Origin of the sequence: Variimorphobacter saccharofermentans, from assembly GCF_014174405.1 — a bacterium.
In the GTDB taxonomy this organism is placed as follows: Bacteria; Bacillota; Clostridia; order Lachnospirales; family Lachnospiraceae; genus Mobilitalea; species Mobilitalea saccharofermentans.
Genome location: NZ_JACEGA010000001.1, coordinates 586101 through 611024 on the forward strand (window position 1 = coordinate 586101; position 24924 = coordinate 611024).

The window sequence follows — 24924 nt, forward strand, 5'->3', positions numbered from 1 at the left end:
TGGAGAAAGGATACATATGAGAACCGCAAGTGGAATGAAAAAGGTATCAGAATTTTTCGACAGAGGTCAAACGATTATATATGATGCTATTGGAGGAAGAAAGCAAGAAGTTTTTTTAGATGAAAATCGAGTATATTTAATTCCGGGATATCAGAGAGAGATTAGGTGGTCATCGGAGAATGTTCAAATTCTTATTGATGATCTGGGTAAAGGAGGGAAATTCCTCGGGACAATTACGCTTAGTACTTTCGAGAACGGAAAATATGAAGTTATTGATGGTCAACAGAGAATAACAGTTATTACTTTGCTGATATCATATCTGAATACGGTTGTGCCTGATCGAAAGAAACATACCAATATTTGCAAAATAGAGAATGGTTCTTTTACAAAATTTGGCGAGGCATTATCATATGGATTCAATTATAAGAGGATAGAAAAAGACAATTTGCCACTGTATGCTGAAATATTAGAAACAGATGTTTTGGATCAAAGGGATGATTTTGCTATAATCTGGAATAGCATCGTAGAGCGTGTACAGGTCATGTCTGAAGATGAACAGATTGATTTATTTGTTGCTTTGGAAGAAAGTGAAATTAATGTAATAGTTAATGAGATAGATGGTACGGGGTCACAGCGAAAGTTTTGTATAGACTATTTTATTGACATAAATAATAAGAGTGTTGAACTAGATAGTATTGATATTATTAGAGCCTATGCTTTTAAGGAAGATTTTGAAAAAATGACTGCATTATGGATAGATGTGCAGAATAAATGCAATGCGTTGCGTGGGGTTGTGAAATATTCACGAGAAGAGTTATATTATCAATATTTTATCTGCAAGGTGAACGGTGAACTAGATTATCAATTAACACGTTCATTAGGGGAAAACTATACAACAAAAGAGAATGTTAAAATAGGGGAAAAGAGGTATGCATCTGGAACGTTTGTTTGGAATATGTTTTCTAAAGACAGATTTTATGCGCAATTACTTGAAGATTTGAACGCATATTTGGATTTTATTACTTTGGTGATATCTCATGAGAATGGAGGAAATAATGAGTTTAAGAGCATGTTCTATTTGAACGAAGAGAACAGAATCTCAGAAACGCAGATATTAAATACACATACGGTAATAAATTGTATACTACGAAATGATGATGTTGTTCCTAAAATGATGATAATGAAATATTATTTGGAAGTGCTTAAGCCTCAAACTGCAGAGAAAAAAATGTATAAATGTATTTACGATATAAATGCAGTGGCTACGATTTTTACTGCAACAGGCAAGAAAAAAGAATCTGAACAGATAGCAAATAAGCTACTTCAACAAAATTGGGGGAATGCGATAAAAGAATATGCGTATAAGCAGCTAAGGTCATTGCCGGAGGCAGTTGATTTTGCAAAAGTAGCACTTTTTAATAAAAAGCACACGGTTGAAAGTGGACAGTATTTGGCAAGACGCTATTTTAGCTTGTATGACGCATATGATTGGTTGAATGGGAATGTTAGTGTTGATGAAGAACAATATAAAAACGCTAATATCACTAATGGAAATAATAACATGGAACATTTCATTATTAATAGGAATTATGAATATGCATTATATTTGGATGATGGAAGTACATGTGATATTGAGATTAAAATTCCGGTAAAGTTTAAAAAATATATAGCAACGATAGCTAATTACCTTATTTTGAATAGTAGAGTGAATAGTAATTTAAAAAATAGACCTGTATATGAAAAAATAGAAATTATAGAAGAGGATATTAGAGATAATGGTATTGATTATGTAATTCCAAGTAAACGTAGTCAGTTGCACTATTTTGTCATAAAGGAAATATTTCATGATTTAAGCAAATATCCTGTTAAGGAATTGAAAGTGGAAACTAAAAAAAGCAAGAAAAAGAAATTGTTGAGAGACTACTATTTGTCATATTTTGAAGAAGAATATACACAATTAACGCAATCATTAGCTAGTGAAGAAAAAGTTTTTGTGGCAGAGATGGAATATTATTTGTCCCAGCATGGTTTCTTTAAAGATGGTGATAGAATGATACTGAGTGGTGATTCAGGAGTCTTCTTGCATGTAGAGGCAGAGATTGATGAGAAAAAGAGAAAAATTGAATTTTATGCGGAACTTGGAAACCCATATTTTGCAGAAACCGGTGAGTGTAGTGAGGAATACATTGCGCTGGTTGAAGCTGTAGACGAGAAATTTACGCAAATAATGGAAGAAGAGCCTTGTATAAGTTCGAGCGATGAATATTGTGAATGTCCAGATGTTTCTTATACATTTTCTTTCCAATGCGCTCCCAATGTTGAAAAAATCGAACAATTTCTCAAAGCAATTGAAGAGATGGAAGCTGTTCTATGTAAAATGAGTGAAACAATAGATTAGAACAGTCACTAAGGCATAAAACCTCTTGATTTTATGCCTTAGTGATAACGGGAAGATTTCTATCGTCACTATACCAGTCACAAGTTACCTTTCGGCTATTGCTACCATAGAATTCCACGATTTCTGGAAGGTTGTCATTGACGGCATCAAATTCAAGGTTCTGTTCTCGGCACCATTCGACTGCTTTCGGCAGAGCGTCCCCGGCGCGGCAGGTCCAGAGGATGAGTTTGTTGCCATCAGACTTCCATTTTTTTGAGGTAATTGATAAGCGCCTGATTGGGTTCACCGCATTCGGGCCATTTGCTAATACAAAGAGTGCCGTCAAAGTCGACAGCTATGATCTGATAGTTATGTTCCATGACGGATTCCTTTCTGCTCATCGGTATTCTCGTTCAAGTCGGGGAAGAGAACCGGGAGAGCTACTTGAAAATAATTTGCTATTCTATATGCCATCTGCACAGATGGGTCATGCATTCCTTTCTCAATGTAACCGATAGTCCTTCGGCTACAGTCAACAGCTTCGGCCAGCTTATCTTGTGAAATGTTTGCTTGCTGGCGAAAGAATAATAAGTTGTTAGGCAAGGACTGCATTTCCTTTTTGGTCTTGCAGTATCCGGTGTCCTTTACTTCCATTAAATCACTCCATTCACAACATGATTGCTGTGCCCGGGGCGGGTCAGCTTATGACTGTATTCTAAATCCTAAAGTGTCCGATAATCTGGTCTTAATTCAAAACACGCCCAAAAATTCTAAAAGAACTGTCATTTGTTACCTTAATCGGCTCATATTTGCTGTTAAGGGAAATGAGGTATACGCCATCTTTGTCATCCTTAAGCTGCTTGCAGTAGGTCAGACCATCAAGATAGAAAATACCAATCTCACCGCTACTTAAGGAAGTGGTCTGCTGTACCCAGACAGCCTGCTTGTCATGATAACGAGGTTCCATGCTGTCACCGTTTAGCGCAAGACCGAAGTCGGCTTCTTCAGGAACTTCTTCTCCAACATCTATTATCTCAAAGTTTTCATCATCCAAGAACTCGCCAGTACCGGCAGAGGATGCAAGAAGAGACCACTTGATTTTTCTGCGGAAAGGTATAATGGTAGCTTCTTTCTTCTGAAACTGTTCGGAGAGCAGGAGCAATCCGATGTATTCTAAAGCCTTTGCTTTCCCTTCTTCATTTAGTTTTGCCAAAGGGTCGTCCGGATTAAAGCCGATGAACTCGTTATAAATGTCTGTAATATCCAAAATCTTACAAAGTGCAAGAAACTGATGTGCATTTGGTGAGCTGATATCTTTTTCCCAAGCACTGATAGCTGCATTCGATACGTTAATATCGTAATTGCGGAGTTTATCCGCAAGTTCTATCTGTGACATCTTCTTATTTTTTCTGTAGGTGGCAAGTGTAATGCCAATCTTTTTCTCCATATCGTTTCCTCCGAGGTTATACCACATGGCTGACTGGAATTAAGTTTTGCGTGTTTTGCGAACCGGGATTTAATCTTGCAAACCGGAATTTAGAATTCCATATCAGTAGTATATAATCAAATGATATACGAAAGAAAAGTATTTTTCAATAGAAAATCAATAATAAATTGAAATGGCACAAATAATTCCGTTGATTTCAAAAGAATTTTGACTTATATTGTATTTTGCGAGGATGGTTCGATGCCGTGCATCGGAGAAGAAGAGAGTTTCTTTATTGTACTTGACCTTTGTGGTGGTAGGTGCTACCATATGAAACGTAGTGGTAGCACCTACTATAGAGAGCGAGGCGTAATATGGGAAGAATTTATTCAAACTACGAAGAACATGAACTTGAGAGTGTAAAGAAGAGAGCCGAAGAATTAGGCTTTAGCGCATCTTCGTTTCAGAAGTATTGTGTGATGCTCTATTTAGGAGATAGAACCAATACGGTTCCAATTGCTGATTTACAAGAGGAAATGCTAAAAGGCTTAGAAGAAATGGAGATAGGGAAGACGTTTATTGTCTCAGCGTTACATCCGGATAAGTGGGCAAGCTTTTCTCGTTCTACGAAGATGCAATTAGCAAAATATTTAGCAGCATATGTGGATAAGCATTCTGACAAATTTATAGTTGCTGAAAAAGTAAAAGGCACTATTAACAAGTACAAAAAAGTGATGTGAGGTGAAGCAAAGAAAATAGATGACAAGAAATGTGATTGGTCGGCGAGAAGTACAAAGGACGAGTGGTGCGGACTTCGGCACATCGGAACTCATTCGTCATTCAATAATCATCAATGGTTTTCCTTTCCCTTTGCCGTTGAGTAATAACAATCAACAGGAGGATTTTGATGATGATAGATAATAGAACAAACAAGAGATTTATAAGCTGCCCGGTGTGTGGCAGAATCTTGATGAAATGTCAGGGAACATGCAGTTTGGAAATAAGCTGCGCAAAATGCAATAGCGAGATTGTAGCACTTGTAGATGAAGAGAGAGTGATGGTACTGGAGAATCGGAGAGGAACTGATCGAGCAGGCCAAGTTAAGGTAAGTGTTGCAAAGACAAAAGGCTGTAAACAGATGCAACCAATGCGTCGAGCAGTCAGTTATTAAATTGTAAACAGAATAGAATGAGGAATCAGAAGAACCGTCGGATTTGGCTGGAACCATCAGGGTCGGCACTGATTACCAAGAGTTTGTAACGAGTTGGATTTAGCATAGAACTATCAGGAGCCTACAAAACGGGAATACGCCAGGTGGCATATATTATTAGCTGCCGGTTTTATTGGTATACGTTTTGTAGACTCTTTTTTTGCGCCTATTTCCGTTTTGACTCCGGAAATGGAGAGAAAGATGGAAAAGACAGTTGGAATGAGAATCAGAGAATGCAGAGTAAAAATGGGAATAACACAGGAAGAATTAGCAGAGACTATCTATACAAAGAAGTGTACGATTTCTGCTTATGAGACAGGAAAAATTGATATCAAGGTAAGCGTTCTTAAGGATATCGCAAGGATACTTAATACTACAGCAGGATATTTGATGGATGGAGATGAGATGGGATTTGATGCTGATGTGATGCAGCTTGCGATGATGCTGCAGGAGATGAAGGATAAAGATGTGAGAAACGTAGCGATTGAGCAAGTGAAGATTTTAGCGAAGTTAAATAAAGATGCATAGTTCAAAAAAAATAAAAAAGAGTTTACTTACTCGCTTTCGAAATGTATAATTAAAGCGTAGAAGTAAAGCGTGGAGGTGAATAGAATGACTAAAAAGGAAAAAATTGAAAATTTTATTGAAAAATATAATGGTTATCTTATTACCTCTTTGGTGTGTAATGAAGATATTTCGAAGACCTATGTTGCACAATATATTAAGGAACACGGTATGGAGAAGGTCTCAAGAGGTTTATATATAATGGATGATGTGTGGCCGGATGAGTTGTTCATTTTGCAGCAGAGAAATGGGGCAGTCATTTATTCCGGAGAAACAGCACTATACTTGCATGGTTTGACAGATAGGGAGTATTCATCTGTGTGTGTTACTGTACCACAAGGATATAATGCGAGCCATCTAAAGGATAATGATTTTGATGTTTCGGTGAAATACGCTGCACCGGATTTATATAAAATGGGAATTTGTGAGATTGCATCCAGCAGTGGAAATTTGGTTAAGGTTTACGATAAGGAGCGTTGCATTTGCGATTTGATAATGAATCGTAATAAGTACGAAGTACAAGTGTTTCAAACAGCTATCAAGGAATATATGTCATCGAATGAAAAAAAGCTATCGCAACTGATGGTATATGCGGATGCATTGGGAATTCGGGATGAAGTGATGAAGTATGTGGAGGTGTTAGTGTGATTAGTTCATCGAGACAATTAAAAGATAAGGTGAGAAATATTTCGAATGGGAACAGTAATAAAGCAACTACACTAATTCGAAATTTTATGATGGAAAGATTTCTGGAAAGAGTATCTATATCGCCATATCGAGATAATTTTATTCTTAAGGGTGGAATGCTGGTTGCGTCAATTGTTGGTGTGGATATGCGAGCTACGATGGATATTGATACAACGGTAAAAGCATTACCATTAAATGAGACTGATGCGCAGAGAATAATTGAAGAAATTTGTAACATCCCGCTGGAAGACAATGTTAGCTTTCAAATTAAAAGTACAAGAACTATTATGGAAGAGTTTGATTACCCTGGAATTCGCATAATGCTAGAAGCTACATTGGACAGGATGCGTCAACCGATTAAAATAGATATTTCTACAGATGATGTAATTACACCAAAGGCAGTAGAATATGACTATAAATTGATGTTTGAGGATAGAACGATTTCTGTTCTTACATATAACAAGGAAACATTGCTTGCTGAGAAAATGCAGACAATTATAAATAGGGGAATTGCGAATACCAGATTAAGAGATTTTTATGATGTTTACAGTATCATGAATTTCTATGGAGAGCAGATAGAGAAGCAGGTTTTATGCGAAGCATTCTCTGCCACCTGTGAAAAGAGAAAGACTATTTTTAATAAGGATGATATAGGATCTACATTACATTTGGTATCTGATGATTTACATATGGAAGAGCTTTGGGGGCAGTTTCAAAAAAGCAATTTTTATGTAGGGGATCTAGAATGGAAAAGTGTGATTGATTATGTAGAGGATACGATGAAGAAGTATTTGCTGTGATGTGAATAAGAATGTAAAAAAGAAAATAATGAAATGTATAGCATATGATATAGAGTGTATTTATGTAAGGTAAGAAGGTAGATAGATGGAAAAATATCAGGGTGTTGCAATAACAGATGGGATAAACAGAAAAAATCATATATTGCCATTGAATGCAATAATTAAGGCATACCGTGACACATGGAATACGGTTATTCCAATGAATTTAGGACATGACAGAACAAAGCCGATAGGCTATACCATGTTAACTGGTGTATATATGGAGCCAGGAAAAGCGTATTTAACGAATGAGTCAGCAATTATGGAAACCGATGAAGAATATGAAAAAATGCGCGAAATGATAATGGCTTATGACTACAAGATATTTTGTGAGGAACATAGGAAAGAACTTGATACTTTAATTAATAGGTTGGGTTGCATTCTTTCTGATAAATTTCGTGTTGCACCAGTTGGTCAAGCGGTAGCTATCAAAGACAAAGATATTGTATCTCGTCTTTTTCCCGAATGGTCAGGAACAATGAAAGATGGACTTGCAGATGTGCGGGATTTAGAACCTGTTTACACGAAAGGTGAAAATGGTGAAAAGGGATTTCTTGTACCAGGTGTTTATCATAAAGAGGGATATTTGCTCTTTGCACACCAGTTTTTTCGCAGAAGCTTATCTATATTGAATACTACAAATGAGGAATTTTTCAATTCGTTTGAAAAAATGCGTGATGTTCCAGATGTTGAAATAAAACTTGCGATAGACATGGATATGATTGGACTTGTTGGTACAGAACATCCAGAATTAGAGTATCAGTATATTCGAGGACCACATTTTAATGATGATTTGACTTGCATTCCAGAAGGTGTTACGTGCCATGAAAATGAGCATTATGATAATGTATTTTCAAATTTATTAAGCACACAGTTCTATTGGCATATTCAAGATGGGAAAAGAACGTTTGAATGCGAGGAACTATGTGATAAGGAAAACGTTTCTTTTGATGATGGACAAACTATGTTATGGGGATGCAGATATGTTCATAGTATGATAAATCCGAGTACAGGATTGCCAACTCATCTTGATGGTGCAATTAGACTTTATAATGATGAGCAAATCCTTGAAAGAATTGATTCAAAAACGGATATAAGTAAATGCGGAAAAAATTCGGAATATATAAAACTTTGGAGAATAGATAACGATTTTTCTGTAGCTATGTGGAAGGAACTTATCAGTTCATTTTATAGAGAGAATGCCCTAATAGGCGAATATTTTGGTGGTGTTGATGAAAAATTTGATCAAATAAGAAAAGAAGGTAATGAACATAACTCTGTGGTTAAAAGACCGAATAATTTTGCTCACATTGAATTAAACGAAGGAGATGGTGTTCGGATATTTTTTAGATACACTAATAAGTTCGATATTGCTGAGGGCAGAGATATCGGGATATATAATAAAGATGCTTTCATTTTTCAAGATAGCAAAAAGATGAAGATAATTGATGCAGATACAGTAACTCTTTTGAAGTATTTAAAACGTAAAGGGCTTAGCTTGAGAATGCCAATTACTTCAATGATTGCATTTAATGATATGATATTCAATTTCCCGACATTGTGTTGCAAGAGTTTACATGTTGCGGATAATATAATTACGGCAATAAAAGAATTGTGTCAGGCTTGGGTAAGAAACCAAGATAATAGACTGATATCGTTTGGACTTATGGTTGATTTAACAGATGAAGCGGGGCATATATCCTTTGCAGGTCATGTAAATGATTTTGTTAAGTTGTTTGATGCTGTTCCCCACCTGCCTGATGTGGCGTTTGAGGAGTGGGTTGAGGCTATATATCAAGAGAATAATAAGTTTAAATTGGGAGGAGATTATCCAGATAAATTCCGTTTGATTCATGGAGATGTGGTGTGTTTCAAGAGGCTTATTGTTCATCCGGATAAAATAAGAAAAATGTGGATGGAAGATGGGTGTGTACATGCACAATTTAATATGAGCAAAGAAGAGGGAGACGAATTAATACAACATAAGGTCATCAGTGCACCATTTTATAGAATTATTCAAGATAAATGTAGCAAATGCGGAAGAGATTATACGCAATGTACTTGTGTGAAATTTATTGATGAGGATGTTTCTGATGAAGTTGTAAAGGCTGATTTGCTAGGATTGATATGGACAAATAGAAATGCATTTTATCCTAACGGCCAACTTGAATTTATTAATTAGATTAGAGAAGAATGTTTCAACTTTTGTGTAAATAGGATATGTTTACAAATTGCAGTTTCATAAGTGAACAGTGGTAAAGATTAGTCGGTAGCTTTATAGTTTACCGGCTTTTTTTATTTCCCAAAGTCTATTCCCACGATACAACAAGTCTATTCTTTGGGGAACGACGAAATCCATAGAACGCCGTAGAATGTTATCTGTAAGGAAGAGCAAAACCGGTTTCGCTGATGCTTACGTCAAATTCAGTTAAGGAGGATTCGATGGTGGCAAAGGCAAGTATTATTGAGATTTACGCAAGGGCAGATGCTGCCGGAAGGGTGGATATCATCTGCAAGAATTATTCAAATTTCATTGGAATCGTAGACGGTTATACAGAAGGGCTTCGCTACATGATTGAAAACGAAAAAGCCTATAATCGGAAGAAAAGTCATGGAGAGCTGGGAGTACGGGTGCAGTCATCTGGCATTCATAGTGATATTACAGCTGATACGGCAATCAGTAATGTCATCACCCGAGAGGCGATTATTGCCTGTGACTTTTCCGGAGATGTATTGGAAGGTGTTGACCGTAGCGAGAAATATCAGAAGGATGCTTACACCCTTCGTAGAATGAGGGCAGATTATGAACTCTTTAATCAGCAGCTGTGTATTCTGGGAAGAAACGAATTGAGAATATTCAGAGGATACCTTTCAGGCGAAAAGGATATCAGTGCTATTGCAGAAGAGGAAGGAATACAGTACGAGTCAGCTGCGCAGAAGGTACGGCGAGCAAAAGTTAAAATCAAGGTTCAGATGGTTGGATTTTTAGAAGGAATAGCGTAGGAGGATATAGAGATGTCAAAAGCAAGAACAGAAGTAGCACAGTTAGAAAATATGGTTGGAACAGGAAAGAAGAAATTTGTCAGATATGCAGAGGGAGCGCAGCTTTACTCATTAGGGCTCCACACATTTCAGGAAATAGCAAAGGAAGCAAATGCAGTTTATCGTGTCAAAAGATGTATTTTAGTAAATACGGAGAAGGTGGATGAATATTTGGAGAACTTCTGTGAAGCATAGAAAATCCAAAGGAATCCTATCTAATCCATAGAAGATACTATTTTTCAAAACGGACAGATTTGGATTGCAAATACGGAATAGACGGCACTATAATGGTCTTGAGTCAAAGTTATCCATAGACTTTTATTCATAATAGTAGAACCGGCTATTCCTTTTTATTTTGATTGGAGGAATGAATATGGCTGCTATTAAAGGAAGAAAAGACAGCAAAGGATATGTTCTCAGAACAGGTGAGACACAGAGGGCGGATGGTAGATACTGCTACGCATATTCTGATAAGAATAAGGTGCGTCATTACATCTATGCCAAAACTCTCCCGGAGCTTCGTGCAAGGGAGAAGGAAGTACAACTCAAATATGAGCAAGGTTTGGATGCATATGCTGCAAAAAAACTGACACTTAATGATTGCTTCGACCGATACATCAGTCAGAAGTACAATTTGAAGGAAACCACCAAGGCCAATTACATGTATATGTACAATCGTTTTGTCAGACCTACATTTGGCAAAAGAAGGATTGCAGAGATTCGATACTCGGATGTGAAAGAGTTTTATTTTTCCATATTGAAGGAAGGAATTAAGGCAAATACTTTGGAGAATGTACACACCGTTGTTCATCTGGCATTGCAGCTTGCGGTGAGAGATGGTCTGATTGTAAATAATCCTTCAGATTCTGCCATGACAGAGATTAAGAGAAGTAAGCTTTGGGATGCACCCAAGCGTAGGGCACTTACGATTCCTGAACAGAAAGCATTTATGAATTTCTTGGAATCTGACAGGGAATATGAGGGATGGCTTCCTATTATAACCGTGTTGCTTGGAACCGGAATGAGAATTGGAGAGTGTATTGCCATTCGCTGGGAAGATTTGGACTTCGAGAATCGCATGATCAGCGTGAATCACAATCTGACGGATCGACCTGATTCAAAGGGAGTATGCAAGAAACGCATTGAGACTCCCAAGACGGAAGCAGGTACGAGAACGATCCCGATGATTCAGGAAGTGTTCGATGCATTTATTACAGAGTATGAGATTCAGAAGTGCCTTGGTTTTTGCGAAGAAGTGATTGACGGATATTCCGGGTTTGTCTTTAACACAGCTTATCACACTGTTTATAGTGCCTCGGCTGTAAACAATGCAATTCACAGAGCTACGAAAGCATATAATGATAAGGAAGAAACTGATGCAAAGAATGAAGGTAGAGAACCGCTGCTTCTCCCGGATTTTTCTGCACATCATTTGCGTCATACTTTCTGCACAAGGCTTTGTGAGAATGAAACTAATTTGAAGGTCATCATGTCTATTATGGGGCATGCGGATATATCTACAACAATGGATATCTATGCAGAGTGTTCCAAGGAAAAGAAAAAAGAGGTGATGACAAATCTCGAGGGATGTATTATAATAAAATAGTAGGAATACAGAGATGTATTTTTAGTGTACGACGTGTCTAATGAGTTGTAAGGATTCCATTAGATACGATTGGACATAATCGTACAAGCATTTATAGAAGCACTTGAAATTCGTATGGTGACACATGGATGACTATATATTCATTCGTCTCTACGGAGTTCGGTGGATTCTAAAAAATGAATTCTACGACTTTTCATAGGACTCTATAAAGTTCAGTGGAGTTACACGTAGGGAACACATGTTCGAGTCCCGACGATGAAGAGCCTGGATAAATAAATCCAGTAAAATCATGGGTTTGAAGCATGTCGAACTACTAGAGGACAGTTAATTGACAGTAAATTGACAGTCCATAGTTTGAAATAGTTAGTGATAATTTCAAACATCCTTATAAAATTCAATTTAAGATTTTTGCACTTAAAGGACACTTTTCAAAAATAGACTTTTTGAAAGGTGTCCTTTTTTGCGTTGTAGTCGAACAATATCAATCGTATTTTAGTTTGAAAGGAGAACAGCGTTATGGCAGATTTTAAGTAAACGGTAAACCATGAGTACCGATAGGTATAAGGAAAGCCGCCATCATCTGGCGGCATGGAATCTATTGTTTTTGCTTTTTACAGGATTCTGGTAGTGCTTCTGACCATGGAAGTAGATTGTTAAGAAAGTCCAAACTTTTGTCATCCATATGTTTCGGAATCTCGGTCAAGAGATGCTCGAAATAATTATAAGGTTTCAGGTGATTTGCCTTTGCAGTTTCCGCAATACTATAGATGATTGCACTGGCTTTCGCTCCGTCAATGGTATCTATCAGATGCCAGTTCGCTTTACCTATACAGAAACCTCGGATAGCACCTTCGGCTGCGTTATTATCAGCAGGAACGTTACCATCATCAAGGAATACTCTTAGGTATTTCTCCTGATTAAGGCAGTAGGTGAATCCTTTTCCGGTCTCTGATTTCGGAAGTACTGTAGACTGATGTTCTTCAATCCATGCGAAGAAAGCATCGACAAGTGGTTTAACCATCAGTTGTCGCTGTTGTTTCCTTTCTTCTGCTGTCAGGTTTTTCAGCATACCTTCGATTTTATAGATGGCGGCGATCTGCTTCAAGGCATCATTTGCCAGCGTCCCTTTCGACTTTTCCTTGCCAAGTGTCTTGGTTACATTTGAAAAGTGTCGGCGAGCGTGGCTCCAACAACCTGCAATCTTAAGGTCCTCCCGCTCTTTTTCAAGTGTGTGGTACACCTGATATCCATCCGTTACTACCGTGCCGCTGTAATCCTTAAGGAATTCCCTCGGATGGCTTGTATTCCGAGTCCGTTGATATTCATACAGTACAATGGGTTCAGAATGATACATCTTCCCGGTACGGTAGATTTTTAAGGAGTCTGCAAAGCAAACGGAGCTGGATTTTGGAAAGCTTAGCCCTTATCTTGATCCAGCAATAGACAGATATTGTGCAATGGATAACGAAATTGAGCAGAAAGAATTCAAGGTCACCTTGAGGAAGTTTATTCGCTTATATTCCTTTATCTGTCATATCATTAAGCTTAATGATTCTGAACTACACAAGTTTAGTGCTTTTGCAAAGTGTTTGTTCCGCAAACTTCCTGCGGCAGGTAAGAGCAAAACTCCAAACTTGGATAATGATGTAGCCCTGCAATACTATCGTTTGCAAAAAATTTTTGAAGGTAAAATACAGCTTGAAAATGAAACTGGAGTCTTGCCAGGAGGTAGACACGGTGCTGGGCTGCCGCCGGAAGAAGAGAAGGCTACCCTTAGTGAGCTCATTGCTAAACTCAATGAACGTTTAGGCACAACATTCACAGAAATGGATAAGGTCATTGAGCAGTTTGTCGAGGACATGGCTAAAAATCCGGAAATGCAGCTCCGTGCAAAGAATCCAATGGATATGTTCCAAGTAGCCTATGAAAATAATATCATGGATGTGGTCATTGCTCGACTTCAACAAAATCAAGATTTCTGCACAAAGTATATTGAGGATAGCGACTTCCGCGGTGAGATAGATAGAATTATTCTCCCCTTGGTTCATGAGAGAATTGCGACACAGCAACAAGCATAAAAAGGAAACGCACAGGATCTTGTTCTGTGCGTTTCCTTTTTCCGTATTCAGTTTACCCTGACCCTCGGTTCACAAGTTGTCTTTATGACTACTCGTATTTTGTGTATAAGACTTTTTATAATAGTGGTTTTATATGTAACAAAAACAGCATTTTCCTTTGGTGATTTTTACGGTATTCTTCAAGACAGAAGGAGGAGGCAGTATCCGTAAGTGCGTTTGTAGAATTCCAAAGAGAATAGAAAAGTCATAAACCAATATTTACATCTATTACGAAACAAAGTATAATATCGGTATTGATGTAAGGAGAAAAAGGTCTGTGAAAATAATGAAAACCATTGAAGCGCTATTAAAAGAGAACAACGGAATGATACGTACTAAGGATGCGGTCAATGCAGGTCTTTCGCGAACCACACTCAGCCAGCTCGTTAAAAAGGGTATGTTAGAACGTGTCGCACAGGGGCAATACATTCGCCCTTATGAGATGCCGGATGAATTATACCTATTGCAGCAACGCTCTGATAAAATTATTTTTTCTCATGAAACAGCATTATTTTTACATGGAATGGTGGAACAAATGCCACTCCGTTATTCTTTGACAATTCCCAGCAGCGGCAAAGTATCCACCTCTTTGTCTGATCGTTGTAAAATGTATTATGTGAAACCTGAATTGTATCATTTGGGACGGTGTATCGTTATGACAAAGATGGGAAATGAAGTAACGACCTATGATGCAGAACGGACAGTCTGCGATATCTTACGCAGCCGCAGCCGAATGGACAGCCAGATATTTGTGGCAGCAATGAAAAAATATGCGGCCCGAAAAAATCAAGATTGGAATAAGCTGCAGAATTATTCGGAGGCTTTTCACATTAAAAAGCAGTTAATGAAATATTTGGAGGTACTTACATGAATAAAAAGAAATTAAGTTTAGAAGGAGTAAACGAATGAAACCAACGATGAAAGCAGCCCTCCTTATTTTATTTATGACTATAACAATGTTATCTCTTGCCGCTTGCGGTAAGGACCAGCCGCTTGCCGACCGGATTACGGTGCATTTAGCAGCACCTCAAAGTGCCTACATAGAAGATTTCGACAACAATTTGTATAAACTGTGGCTTGAGGAGCAGAGCGGACTGAACATTGAAATAACATGGCTTCCCACAAAGGATGCGGAGCAGAACGTTAAACTGGCTCTGGCCAGTGGTGAAAACCTGCCTGATGCCTATGTTGGTTTTGGAAGCTATGAAATTTTTGAAAATCCCGCTATACAGAAATATGGTGAACAGGGGAGCATTGCCCCACTTGATGAACTGATAGAAGAATATGGAATCAACACAAAAAAGCTATTTGCCGAGTTGCCTGAATATGATATCCGAGAGCTTATGACCTCCGCAGATGGACATATCTATTTTATGCCTGGGTTTTCTTCCTCCTACATCACACGGCACAGGCAGGTGATGTGGGTTAACAAGGGGTGGCTTGAAGCTCTTGATTTAGAAGCTCCGTCAACCACCGATGAATTTTGCAATATGCTTCGCGCCTTCAAGCAAGAATATCCGGACAAAATACCTCTTGCGGGAACAGATGAATTATATGGCAGGCAGGCATATGACTGGCTGTTCAATGCCTTTATCTACAACGACACAAATAATTCCCGTCTTCTGCTTGAAAACGGAACCATAGGATTTGCACCAATCAGGGATGAATGGCGGGAGGCATTAATTTATATGCAAGGACTATATGATGAGGGTCTGTATTCTCCACTGAGTTTTACACAGGATGTACAGCAATTCAAGCAGATGGCAAATGACCGCCGTGACATACTCGGTGCGTTTGTCACTCCCGGTATTACCTATACCGTTCAGCAGAACTCCCCTTCGCTGATGGAACGCTATATCGGAATCGGCCCGGTTGCGGGACCGGACGGTGTGCAGTTGTCCACTGTCTTTGTACCTCCGGCTAAACCCAATGGAGTAATTACATCAGCCTGCCAGTACCCAGAGGAAGTATTTAAGCTGTTTGACCTGATGCTCTCTGAAGAAGCCTGTCTGATGGGACGGTATGGAGAGAAAGGGGTGGACTGGGATTTTGCGGAGGAAGGCGAGATAAGTATTTACGGAACCCAGGCCACAATACGAATTATCAATCAATTATGGAATGTTCCTCAGAATAAGCATTTAGGGCAGATTGTACCCTATGTTTCACGTCCAAAGTTTTCGGGCGGTGTAACCTGGGATGGCAGCACGACCGATGGAGAATATATCAATGCACAGGCGGCCCTGCTGTATAAGGATTATGAGCCGGAGGAGCTGATTGGTGCATTAGTCTATACCCCGGAGGAGGATGCGAAGATACAGAAAATCCGAACCGATATGGAAGAGCATGTCAAACAGACGGCAGCAGAATTTATTACTGGTGAAAGGGATATTCTTGATGATGGGGAGTGGCAGAAATATCTGCAGGAGTTTGAGGATTTGGGGCTTGTAAAATTTTTAGAAACTGCGCAGACGGCATATGACAGACAAAGCAAGTAAGTGATGAAACCCGTAGCTGTCCCGATTCTCCATAAACTTGTTACTATAATTCATACCCAATTTGCTGCTGGGACTCTATAATGAAAAACAGGAAATAAGAAACAGGAATATTTTATATAAGAAGGAGGGTGATAATATGTATAGAGCATACTTTGTTGATGACGAACCGTTTGTTTTAGAAGAGCTTATCAATCATCCTGCCTTTTTGGAATGTGGTTTTTGGGCTGCTGGTTATTCTGTAAATCCCGTAAGTGCAAAAAAAGAAATTAAAAAGCTGGGTCCGGATGTGGTATTTAGCGACCTGAAAATGCCGGGATGCTCTGGTGTTGAACTCATGGAGGAACTTCGAAAAGACGGCGCCGCATGCGAATTTGTTATCATCAGTGCTTATGAGGAATTTCAGGCGCTTAGGAGTTTTTTGAAGATGGATGGCTTTGACTATCTGACAAAGCCCATACAGGAGTATGAGCTGCGTAGTGTCTTAAACAAACTGGCAGGTAAAATTGCAGGGAAAAGGCCATTGCATGACATGGAAGAAAAAACCTCCTCTCCTGAACTTAACAGGCTGACTGCGTATTTGAAGGAGAGCCTGACGCTGAAGCATACCCTTGAATCCACAAGCGAAGCACTTGGAATACACCCAAAACAAATCAGCCGTTTGTTTGCCAATCATCTTGGAACAACCTTTGTAGCCTATCTAACCAAACTGAGGATGGAGGAATCCGCGAAGCTGTTGAAAACAACAAGGAAGGATATTAAGGAAATCTCTGCACTTTGTGGTTTCCCGGATTATTTTTATTTCTGCCGCGTATTCAGAGAATATTATTCCTGCACTCCTACGACCTTTAGGGAGGAGAGCTGCCGATGAAGAACAGGTCTCCGCTTCGTAAACGTTTTTTACTTGCACTTATTATCTATACAGCCGCCATTCTTTTTTTATGGCTTGGCTGTTATAGTACAGTCTACCGCGCCTCCCTCCGGATTGCCGGTGAAAATACATTATTGGCAGCAGAAAATCTTACGGATCAGATGAGTGCAGAATTTACTCAAATGAAAACAATTTCATCCGCCATCTCCGGTTCCTCTTATGTGCAGGAATTTTTGGAGGAGCGTGATGTAACCAAATATTATGAAAAGGCGGAGATCGTATCCGAAATTATACAGAAGGCTGCATTTCCCATCACATCAACAGACAGTGTGATTGTCATCAATGCACAGGGGGATTTCTACCGGTTTTCGGGAGATTTAAGTAATGCTTCCTGTGAAGAATTATACAAAGCATTTCAAGGTGCAGGGGCAGTTTACACCGTAGTGGAAGCTGACAATACGATGTTCTTCTGCTACAACGCCCCTGTCTTTGAAACATCGGGACAACTGCCCTCTCGTATTGGAAATGTCGTCATGCTCACCAGACTTGAAAAGACCCGTAGAATGCTCAGTCACGACCATCCAGGTATCGACATGGCAGTAATATTAGACGGAAAAGTGATTCTGTCCAGCAATCCGGCGCTGGAGGGAGAGGAGGCAGACGAGCTTTCCAGCCGGTATAGTGCGGTTTCAAGTTCCGCTGTTGCCGGAGCACCATTGACCGTAGCGGCTGCCATTCAGGGAACGGCACTGTTCCCCGAAAGTGGTGTACTTCTTGCGTTGTTTTTGACCGTGCTATGTCTGCTGCTTGCTGTAATTGCAGTATTATACCGTTATCTGTCCAGCTACCTTGTTCTTCCCATGGCGAATATTATTTCTCATGTCCGAAAGATTGGAGGAGGAGTGCAGGAGCGGCTGCCAGAAACTGGAATTAAGGATTTTGATACGCTTGTATCCGATATAAACAATATGCTTGACCGGACGGACCGTTATAACACGGAGATGATATCTGGTCAGCAGAAGCTGTTTGATGCCGAATTACTAAAACAGAAAATGCGCATGAACCTTCTTACATCCCAGATGGATGCGCATTTTGTTGTCAATACCTTGAATAATATCAAACGTCTTTCCAATATTAACGAAAATGATAAGGCGGCAGAAATGGCTGAGGGGCTTGCTGTCATTTTAGGTCATAAGCATACAGGAGATGACCTTGTCAATGTGTTTGCGGATTTTGAAGTGCTTAGAAAATATATCAGTATTATGAATATCAAGTTTGAAAATAAATTTTCCGTAGAATATGACCTTGATTATGATCTGGAGGCTTGTCTGATGCCAGGCATGATTTTACAGCCTATCGTGGAGAATGCCTTGCACCATGGACTTCAAGGTAAGGAACAGGATGCACGGCTGGTGATAAAAGGAACCATACAAGAGAATGGTATCTACTTTGAATTTTCCGATAATGGGGCTGGAATACCGCCCGCAAAGTTAAAAACCATCAGGGAAAGTCTTTCAGAAACGGAAATGAATGATTTTCCGCCTCCGGGACTAAGGGGGGTAGCTCTTTCCAATATACAAAGGAGGATACGTCTGCGATTCGGTGGAATGTATTCTGTCACTATTCAAAGTGATTGGGGGAAGGGCACAACCGTAACGGTATCACTTCCACTGATACACGATAAGTAATAACATCTATATTCTCTCACTGAGACGGCTCACGCTGTCTCTTTTTGTTTTGTCTAGATTCTCCATAAAAATGTTACTATGCTCTATACCCAAAGAAAACCATGAAAGTTAAAATAAATGTATGTGCGTTTCACAGATAGCAACATTTTTTATTGTTGCTTACAATCAATGAGAAAGGATAGAGAGGTATTCATGTTATCCAGATTATCAACATTAATTGTGTTTGTAACAGAACTGGGAGTGTTTCCCGTCTATTTGCTTTACCTTGGCATGGCTAAGATATTGCCGGAAATTTTAGTTGTCAGGGGGATTCATGCATGGTGGCATAATCTGCTGATTATTATGGTGTGGATTGGTATTTACATCGCCGCGCTGATTGGTATGCGAGCTTACACCAGACAGCAGGTGGATTTGCTGATTCAGAGAGCATGGCATAATCATGAGATGAAAATTTTTACAGGTCCTCTTAAGTGGGGTTCTATGGTAAGTGTTCTTGGTATTGTGCTGGTGCCTTATCTAAAGCTGCCGTCATGGTGTTTCTTTATTACAGGCGGAATTGGAGCAGCAGTTATTGTATATGACATAGGAAAAGCAAAAGCGAGAGCAGTATTTATCGTGCTCCAGCAGATTTATCTTTCTTTATTGACTGCGGTATATTTTATCCTGTTCGCCCCGGCAATTTATACGCTTGCGCTTATTACATTTGCATTGATGATATTTGGAATCGGGGCAAAAGATATTTTTTCCCCTCAAATTGTCGTTACAAAATATTTTGATGCAGATGGAAGGTTTTTGCGTTCGGAAAAGGAAAGCTGAGGAGGATAAGAATGGATGTAAGAGAGTATCCACAGATGGATAATATGGAAGAAACTGTTATAAAGCGGAAAGCATACGGAAACCTTTTGACAGTTATTCCGGGAGTAGTGCTTTGTATCGTCACGGCAGCTTTTGTGTTTCTCATGGCAATAGGCAGTAATATGCTTCTTCCGGAGGAGGAACGCAATGCCATACAGGAAAAACTGCATATGTATGAAATAACAGGATGGCTTTTGGAGAATACAGATTTGAAGAAAGGCGATAAATAAGGAATGCTTTCATACATAAGTATTTTAGGGTTGAAATTACGATATTCTTCAGGATGGAAAGTTATTAATGGAGGAAGAAGGAATGAAAAAGAGGATCAGTATTTTGGTACTATCAGCACTTATATTAGCACTTACTGCTTGCGGAAGAAAGGATATTTCAGATACTGCAGATAATGTTTTTAAACAGCTGGTAGAAAACGTTGTCAAAAAAGATGATGGTGCCAGTCAGAATAGTATCGAAATTTATGATTTAACGGAGGAACAACAAAAACTGGTTGGAATATGGGAGTCGCCGGAAGGGTGCATTCTTGCTGTTCGTGCCAGTCGGGTACCGGATTGGGAAACTGGATTTCCTTTAGACATCATTTATTTATATCCCTATATCAGCACCGAGGCCGAAGAAGTGGACGATTTGGGTTGGATAAAGTTTACCACGGAGTACGAGGGTTGTTCCATAGAAGTGACAGATGAGAACATAATTGTTCTTAATGAAACGTTTTGTCCTCAGCAAGCAGACCCTACTCAGGATATTTCGTGTGAATATCGCTTGGAGCTTGATTTGGCTACGGACGAATTGCTTTTACACTATCATAAGGATGAATGGATAGATGGTAATCAGATTATGCATGAATTCAACATGACCAGAACGGATAGAGATATAGAAGAGGCTAATTGGGACTGGTATTATGGGATACACCCCGAAAGGGATGTTCGAAAGTAAGAGGAATGCAAGGAATATAAATATACAAAAATAAAAGTAGGAGAATTAATGTACAGATCCCAATAGGTGTTGCTATGAATATTTCTGGAGCGACTTTCCCTGATTATTTTATAAATTACAAGAGTGCTACTATTCACGACAATATTCAGGGAGAGAATGCAGCCGCTTTTCAAGTAGCTTATGGTGAGGGAACATTGTATTTTAATGATGTCATACCAATGCAATAAAATTGGGTGCCGCAGAACAATAATTACGAATCAGGAGGATTATAAGTATGAAACAGAGGTTTTTGCCATTTTTATTAGCAGGGAGTATGGCTTTATTTATCACCGCTTGCGGTGAAGGCAGTATCTCATCACAGGAACAATCGCAGGAGACCGCCGTCAACATGAGTCAGGAGGCAGAGGGTGACGAAGATATACAAAGTCAAGCGTTGGAGGACGATGATAGTCAGGTGTTGAGTGACAAGGAAAAAGAAATCATTAAAGATACACTGCTGTCACTATGGCAATCGCAAAGCATGTATTCGCTGGAGGATTTTGAAAAATTTCCCGCTGACGAGCAATGCTTTGTGCCTGCAACGGATAATTATTACGCAGGCTATTCCTATATGCAGTCATTATATTATGAAAGTGAAAAAAGAGTGACTTCTTATAATGAAGAAGGAGATTGCGTTCAGATACTAACGGCTACAAAGTATCGGAATAAGGAGCAATTTTTAGAAAACACACAATATATAGAAAAGGAGAAAATTGTCTCAGATTCTGCTGATTTTAAACCCGGAACTTATTATATTTTAGAAGCCGACAACATTGTTTATCACAGTGAGTCTGAGGACTATTTTGAGCGCTATGAAAAAACAGCGCAGGATATTTATTATTATCTGATGAACATTACAGATTTTGACCAAAGCACAAATACAGCCGCTTATAAAGAAAAAGAAAAAGTGGAGGCAGGCGCTGAGTGGGGTGTCAACTTCTGGTCAAAAATTACCCAAAAGGAATTTAGCGAAGTAAGTGTTCTGCTGGAGAACGATCTGGCCGAATATGAACAATCAGAATAAAAATAGTAAATGGAGGAAATATACATGAACAAAAAGCTTTTCACAATATTAATGGCAGGAGTAATGGCTTTCTCCCTTGCAGCCTGCGGTAAGAATGAGGTTCAAAGCAGTGATCCGCAAGTTGCAGAAGAAACCGGAGCATACACATCAGATCAAACTGCAGATATGAAAGAGGAAGCCGACGAGGAAATCGAAATTACCGAAGCACAGGATTTTGCCGCTTTGCTCGCACCCTTCTATGGTACCTATCGATTTGATGGAAACGATAACCAAGCAAAAGATCCCAATGAAATCGTCATTGATGAAAACGGCGTTTCCTATGGCGGAGAGAGCCTGTCTATTCTACGGGTAACCATGGATAACTATGTGAAATTCAATGACAGTGATGTCATGTTCATTATGAACAGCGATAGTATATCCGCAAATTTTCTACATCCCGAGGATCAGTCAGTACTGGAGGACTATCCGGTTGTAATAAGGTCTGCTCAAGGAGTTTCTCCAAGCAATTCTGATGCCAATCCTGCAACAGAAGCACCTGCAAATAAATATGTGGGTACATATGGCGGGAGAAGTGGAAACATGATAATCACTAAAAATACCATAGAATTTACCGCAGATGGCAAAAGTTATACAACGTCGTATTCTGAAAGCGAAATCAAGGACAACAACGGAATCGGCGAACTTGCGTTCACGGTTGACGGCAGCGAGATCGTACTGTACTTTGGTCGTTCGGACGGAGCGGTTGATACAATCGAAGTTTATATCGACAACAAGCCTTACGCCTTTGAGCGAAGTAAAGAAGGTGATTCCACAGAACCAACAGAGGCAAAATCTTCGGCACTGGAGGGGAATTACACGCACCCGGGCCATGCCACCCTAAGCGTCACAGCAGACGGTTCGTTTACCTATACGGTAAATTCAAATTCTAATGAAGCCACCGTCACCGGCAAATTACCGGATGAAATAACATCAGGAATGACTGTGCAGGCTGGTGAATACACTTTGCAAATGTTTTTCCCGGAGGACTATTCTGTAATTTCAATCAGTGGGAAAGGTGTGGCTAGCGCCGATTTGTCCCGCGATTAATTCGCATAATACAACTGTAAAATAAATGGGAGAAAGACGGTTTGTCAGGAGGAGGCATTTCGTAGAAACACAAAAAATGAGGTGAATGGACTATGAAATATGCAAAACGAAAAAAATGGAAACTGCTGATCGTATTCGCCCTGCTCATCAGTATGTTAAGCGGCTGCACGGAGAAGATGCCGGTTTCTGAACAGCCCCCTTCCGAAACAGCCGGGGAACAAAATGCAGCCAAGCCGTCGGCAGAGGAAGGCCCCGCAGCCTTCCTTTGGCCGGAGGGCTTAATCCGTGTGGAAGCGGATGATTTGTATTTCACGCCGGAGAGCGACGATTATGCTTATTATGTGACCAGCGATGATGGCAAAATTAATACAGGATGCATGAATTTATCCGCCATGCTGTATGAGTTTGATGCAAGCGGAAATATCAGCAGGATCACGGAGCGTATTCCTGTGAAAGACGGGGCTGTTGATGAAAAAGGAAATTCCATTGAATTTCAATATCCAAGCTATACAAAAGAGCAGCATTTCCTGGAAGCGGAAAATATAGACAGGCAATATTTTATCAGCGACAAGGAACGTCTGTTCAACTACGATATTATGGGCTACAAATATGCGCTGTTTTCTAAGCCGGAGATCGCAGAGGTTTCCTTTGAATCCACCTATGCACTGACGGATTTTGAGCTGCTCAAGTATTACACACCGGAATCAGAGGATTATTACATACAGGAGTGGCTGCTTCGTTCCCCGGAAAGCATTGAAACCCCGATCCATGCCATTGTGGTGGAGTTTGCTTCGGACGGCTCTACCCTTCAAAGAACGGTTTTGGTCAAGATTCCAAAGGAAAACAAAGAGGAATACGAAGCTGCAAAAAGAAATGGTTTTGAATTGCTGGACGAAGAAAACTGGATATTCATCAGTAAGGGTAACGGTTTCACCTATCAAGATGAGGAAAACTGCCTCAAGCAGACAAAGCAGGAGCTTACAAGAAAATTTATGAACAGCAGCTACGGTCATGCGGGTGATTATGCCCACTCTATGGCGGTGGATGGTCGTGCGCTGGCATTCTCCAAACCATCTTTTACGCAGGAACAGCTTGATTTGTATAACCAGTCTATCAAAACCGGCGTGTGGGAGAACGCTCTTGTTTTTGAAAATCACTATGCAGATAAAATGACATATACCTATGGAGATGACGGCAAACAAACGAAGCGTATTCAATGGGTGGTTGCCTTTGAGGAAGGGAAAGCCTGCTCCGCCTATACCGTATATGAATGTTACCCGAACATTGCGTTTACCTATGCTCTGGGGCTTCCGGCGAATAAGCGGGTTTATGAGGACAGAAGCCTTGTTTACTGCCAAAGAACGGATTTTGCATACCTGACCTTTGCCGGAATGAGCAAGGAGGAGGTATACAGCCAGCTTCAGGCAGAAGGCGAATCATGGGGAATGCCACTCATTTTGGCAGAGGCGGGAGGCATTCCGGTAACGGAAAAGGTGTTTACCAAGCAGAATAATTATATCGCGCTGCCCCTTCCTGATTTGACAGATGAACAGCTTGCTGAAAAGGAAGCGGCACAGAATCCATCTTTTGGAGATGTGGAGAAGGACGGAATTTATGCTTCGGGAATCGAAAGGCTTCCGGGCGATGATCTGTACTTTACCCCGGTTACGGAGGATTGGGAGATTGAATACTATCCCGTGGATAAGGCGGAGGTCGTTCTTTACTGCTATGATGAAGCAGGAAAGCTGGTAGATACTTTGCGCAGATATGATGCCGGTGGGGAAATTGGAATCAACTCCGGTGAAACCGAGGTGTTCTCTAAAGAAGCTTTCACGGTAAATACCTATGTCAATGTGGATTATGTCTATTATTTCCACAACAAAAGCTATAACAACGAAACTGGGCCGTCTGCCAAGGAAATGGCTCAGGAATGGGCTGCTCAGGATGAGCGCAATACCCATTTCTTTTCAAGGTCAAAATAGATCTATTTTATTCATATGGTGATACATTAGAATGCCCAACCAGCATGGTGGGCATAACCGACAAGCCG

General features: G+C 39.8%; 25 protein-coding genes and 1 pseudogene. 23 read left to right on the forward strand and 3 right to left on the reverse strand.

Annotated features, from left to right (window positions below; all coding sequences use genetic code 11):
- The first annotated feature begins 16 nt into the window (after positions 1 to 16).
- A complete protein-coding gene (locus tag H0486_RS02650) occupies positions 17 to 2398 on the forward strand; it encodes a DUF262 domain-containing protein (protein WP_228351530.1) in 2382 nt (793 codons plus the stop codon).
- A gap of 25 nt (positions 2399 to 2423) precedes the next feature.
- Positions 2424 to 2654 carry a hypothetical protein gene (locus H0486_RS02655; protein ID WP_228351531.1) on the forward strand — a complete coding sequence of 77 codons (231 nt, stop codon included), beginning with the start codon at positions 2424 to 2426 and terminating at the stop codon, positions 2652 to 2654.
- Between the two features lie 92 nt (positions 2655 to 2746).
- Here the strand turns inward: H0486_RS02655 and H0486_RS02660 are convergent, their stop codons facing one another.
- Both H0486_RS02660 and H0486_RS02665 read right to left on the reverse strand, forming a co-directional pair.
- Complete coding sequence (locus tag H0486_RS02660) at positions 2747 to 3031, reverse strand: helix-turn-helix transcriptional regulator (RefSeq protein WP_228351532.1); 285 nt, start codon at positions 3029 to 3031, stop codon at positions 2747 to 2749.
- Positions 3032 to 3122: 91 nt separating this feature from the next.
- Positions 3123 to 3824: an XRE family transcriptional regulator gene (locus tag H0486_RS02665; protein ID WP_228351533.1), complete on the reverse strand. Its 702-nt coding sequence runs from the start codon at positions 3822 to 3824 to the stop codon at positions 3123 to 3125.
- A gap of 353 nt (positions 3825 to 4177) precedes the next feature.
- Here H0486_RS02665 and H0486_RS02670 point away from each other — a divergent pair, with 353 nt between their 5' ends.
- From H0486_RS02670 to H0486_RS02710, 9 genes are all read left to right on the forward strand, one after another.
- Complete coding sequence (locus tag H0486_RS02670; RefSeq protein WP_228351534.1) at positions 4178 to 4543, forward strand: hypothetical protein; 366 nt, start codon at positions 4178 to 4180, stop codon at positions 4541 to 4543.
- Positions 4544 to 4710: 167 nt separating this feature from the next.
- Positions 4711 to 4974 (forward strand): hypothetical protein, encoded by a 264-nt coding sequence (locus tag H0486_RS02675; RefSeq protein WP_228351535.1) that lies wholly within the window; start codon positions 4711 to 4713, stop codon positions 4972 to 4974.
- Positions 4975 to 5214: 240 nt separating this feature from the next.
- On the forward strand, positions 5215 to 5541 hold the full coding sequence (locus tag H0486_RS02680) for a helix-turn-helix domain-containing protein (protein ID WP_228351536.1): 327 nt from the start codon (positions 5215 to 5217) through the stop codon (positions 5539 to 5541).
- A gap of 84 nt (positions 5542 to 5625) precedes the next feature.
- Complete coding sequence (locus H0486_RS02685) at positions 5626 to 6225, forward strand: type IV toxin-antitoxin system AbiEi family antitoxin domain-containing protein (RefSeq protein WP_228351537.1); 600 nt, start codon at positions 5626 to 5628, stop codon at positions 6223 to 6225.
- Positions 6222 to 7064 (forward strand): nucleotidyl transferase AbiEii/AbiGii toxin family protein, encoded by an 843-nt coding sequence (locus H0486_RS02690; protein ID WP_228351538.1) that lies wholly within the window; start codon positions 6222 to 6224, stop codon positions 7062 to 7064. Before H0486_RS02685 ends, H0486_RS02690 begins: the two co-directional genes overlap by 4 nt.
- An 85-nt stretch (positions 7065 to 7149) precedes the next feature.
- Positions 7150 to 9285, forward strand: a complete 2136-nt coding sequence (locus H0486_RS02695; RefSeq protein ID WP_228351539.1) for a hypothetical protein — start codon at positions 7150 to 7152, stop codon at positions 9283 to 9285.
- Positions 9286 to 9545: 260 nt separating this feature from the next.
- Positions 9546 to 10106, forward strand: coding sequence for a hypothetical protein (locus tag H0486_RS02700; protein ID WP_228351540.1), 561 nt, complete (start codon positions 9546 to 9548; stop codon positions 10104 to 10106).
- 12 nt (positions 10107 to 10118) lie between these two features.
- Positions 10119 to 10340 (forward strand): DUF6462 family protein, encoded by a 222-nt coding sequence (locus tag H0486_RS02705; RefSeq protein WP_127067667.1) that lies wholly within the window; start codon positions 10119 to 10121, stop codon positions 10338 to 10340.
- A gap of 178 nt (positions 10341 to 10518) precedes the next feature.
- Positions 10519 to 11751: a tyrosine-type recombinase/integrase gene (locus H0486_RS02710; RefSeq protein ID WP_330594416.1), complete on the forward strand. Its 1233-nt coding sequence runs from the start codon at positions 10519 to 10521 to the stop codon at positions 11749 to 11751.
- Positions 11752 to 12346: 595 nt separating this feature from the next.
- On the opposite strand, the pseudogene tnpC reads toward H0486_RS02710, so the two are convergent.
- A pseudogene (tnpC, locus tag H0486_RS02715) lies at positions 12347 to 13123 on the reverse strand (IS66 family transposase); the annotation flags it as partial.
- Positions 13124 to 13208: 85 nt separating this feature from the next.
- On the opposite strand from tnpC, the gene H0486_RS02720 reads away from it, so the two are divergent.
- The 12 genes from H0486_RS02720 to H0486_RS02775 all read left to right on the forward strand — a co-directional run bounded on the left by H0486_RS02720 (position 13209) and on the right by H0486_RS02775 (position 24856).
- On the forward strand, positions 13209 to 13829 hold the full coding sequence (locus H0486_RS02720) for an HsdR family type I site-specific deoxyribonuclease (protein ID WP_228351542.1): 621 nt from the start codon (positions 13209 to 13211) through the stop codon (positions 13827 to 13829).
- A 325-nt stretch (positions 13830 to 14154) separates the two neighbouring features.
- A complete protein-coding gene (locus tag H0486_RS02725) occupies positions 14155 to 14739 on the forward strand; it encodes a type IV toxin-antitoxin system AbiEi family antitoxin domain-containing protein (protein WP_228354344.1) in 585 nt (194 codons plus the stop codon).
- Between the two features lie 34 nt (positions 14740 to 14773).
- Positions 14774 to 16363 carry an extracellular solute-binding protein gene (locus H0486_RS02730; protein ID WP_228351543.1) on the forward strand — a complete coding sequence of 530 codons (1590 nt, stop codon included), beginning with the start codon at positions 14774 to 14776 and terminating at the stop codon, positions 16361 to 16363.
- Positions 16364 to 16499: 136 nt separating this feature from the next.
- The gene (locus tag H0486_RS02735; RefSeq protein WP_228351544.1) at positions 16500 to 17231 is read left to right on the forward strand and encodes a response regulator transcription factor; all 732 of its coding nucleotides are present in this window, start codon (positions 16500 to 16502) and stop codon (positions 17229 to 17231) included.
- The gene (locus H0486_RS02740; RefSeq protein ID WP_228351545.1) at positions 17228 to 18919 is read left to right on the forward strand and encodes a sensor histidine kinase; all 1692 of its coding nucleotides are present in this window, start codon (positions 17228 to 17230) and stop codon (positions 18917 to 18919) included. The genes H0486_RS02735 and H0486_RS02740 overlap by 4 nt, the downstream gene beginning before the upstream one ends.
- A gap of 192 nt (positions 18920 to 19111) precedes the next feature.
- Positions 19112 to 19735 (forward strand): hypothetical protein, encoded by a 624-nt coding sequence (locus H0486_RS02745; protein WP_228351546.1) that lies wholly within the window; start codon positions 19112 to 19114, stop codon positions 19733 to 19735.
- 11 nt (positions 19736 to 19746) lie between these two features.
- Complete coding sequence (locus H0486_RS02750; RefSeq protein ID WP_228351547.1) at positions 19747 to 20004, forward strand: hypothetical protein; 258 nt, start codon at positions 19747 to 19749, stop codon at positions 20002 to 20004.
- Between the two features lie 82 nt (positions 20005 to 20086).
- The gene (locus H0486_RS02755) at positions 20087 to 20725 is read left to right on the forward strand and encodes an LptM family lipoprotein (protein ID WP_228351548.1); all 639 of its coding nucleotides are present in this window, start codon (positions 20087 to 20089) and stop codon (positions 20723 to 20725) included.
- Between the two features lie 74 nt (positions 20726 to 20799).
- Positions 20800 to 20952 carry a hypothetical protein gene (locus H0486_RS02760; protein WP_228351549.1) on the forward strand — a complete coding sequence of 51 codons (153 nt, stop codon included), beginning with the start codon at positions 20800 to 20802 and terminating at the stop codon, positions 20950 to 20952.
- 47 nt (positions 20953 to 20999) lie between these two features.
- On the forward strand, positions 21000 to 21788 hold the full coding sequence (locus H0486_RS02765; protein WP_228351550.1) for a hypothetical protein: 789 nt from the start codon (positions 21000 to 21002) through the stop codon (positions 21786 to 21788).
- Positions 21789 to 21812: 24 nt separating this feature from the next.
- Positions 21813 to 22874, forward strand: coding sequence for a YgdI/YgdR family lipoprotein (locus H0486_RS02770; protein WP_228351551.1), 1062 nt, complete (start codon positions 21813 to 21815; stop codon positions 22872 to 22874).
- Positions 22875 to 22966: 92 nt separating this feature from the next.
- Positions 22967 to 24856, forward strand: a complete 1890-nt coding sequence (locus tag H0486_RS02775; RefSeq protein WP_228351552.1) for a hypothetical protein — start codon at positions 22967 to 22969, stop codon at positions 24854 to 24856.
- Positions 24857 to 24924 lie beyond the last annotated feature (68 nt).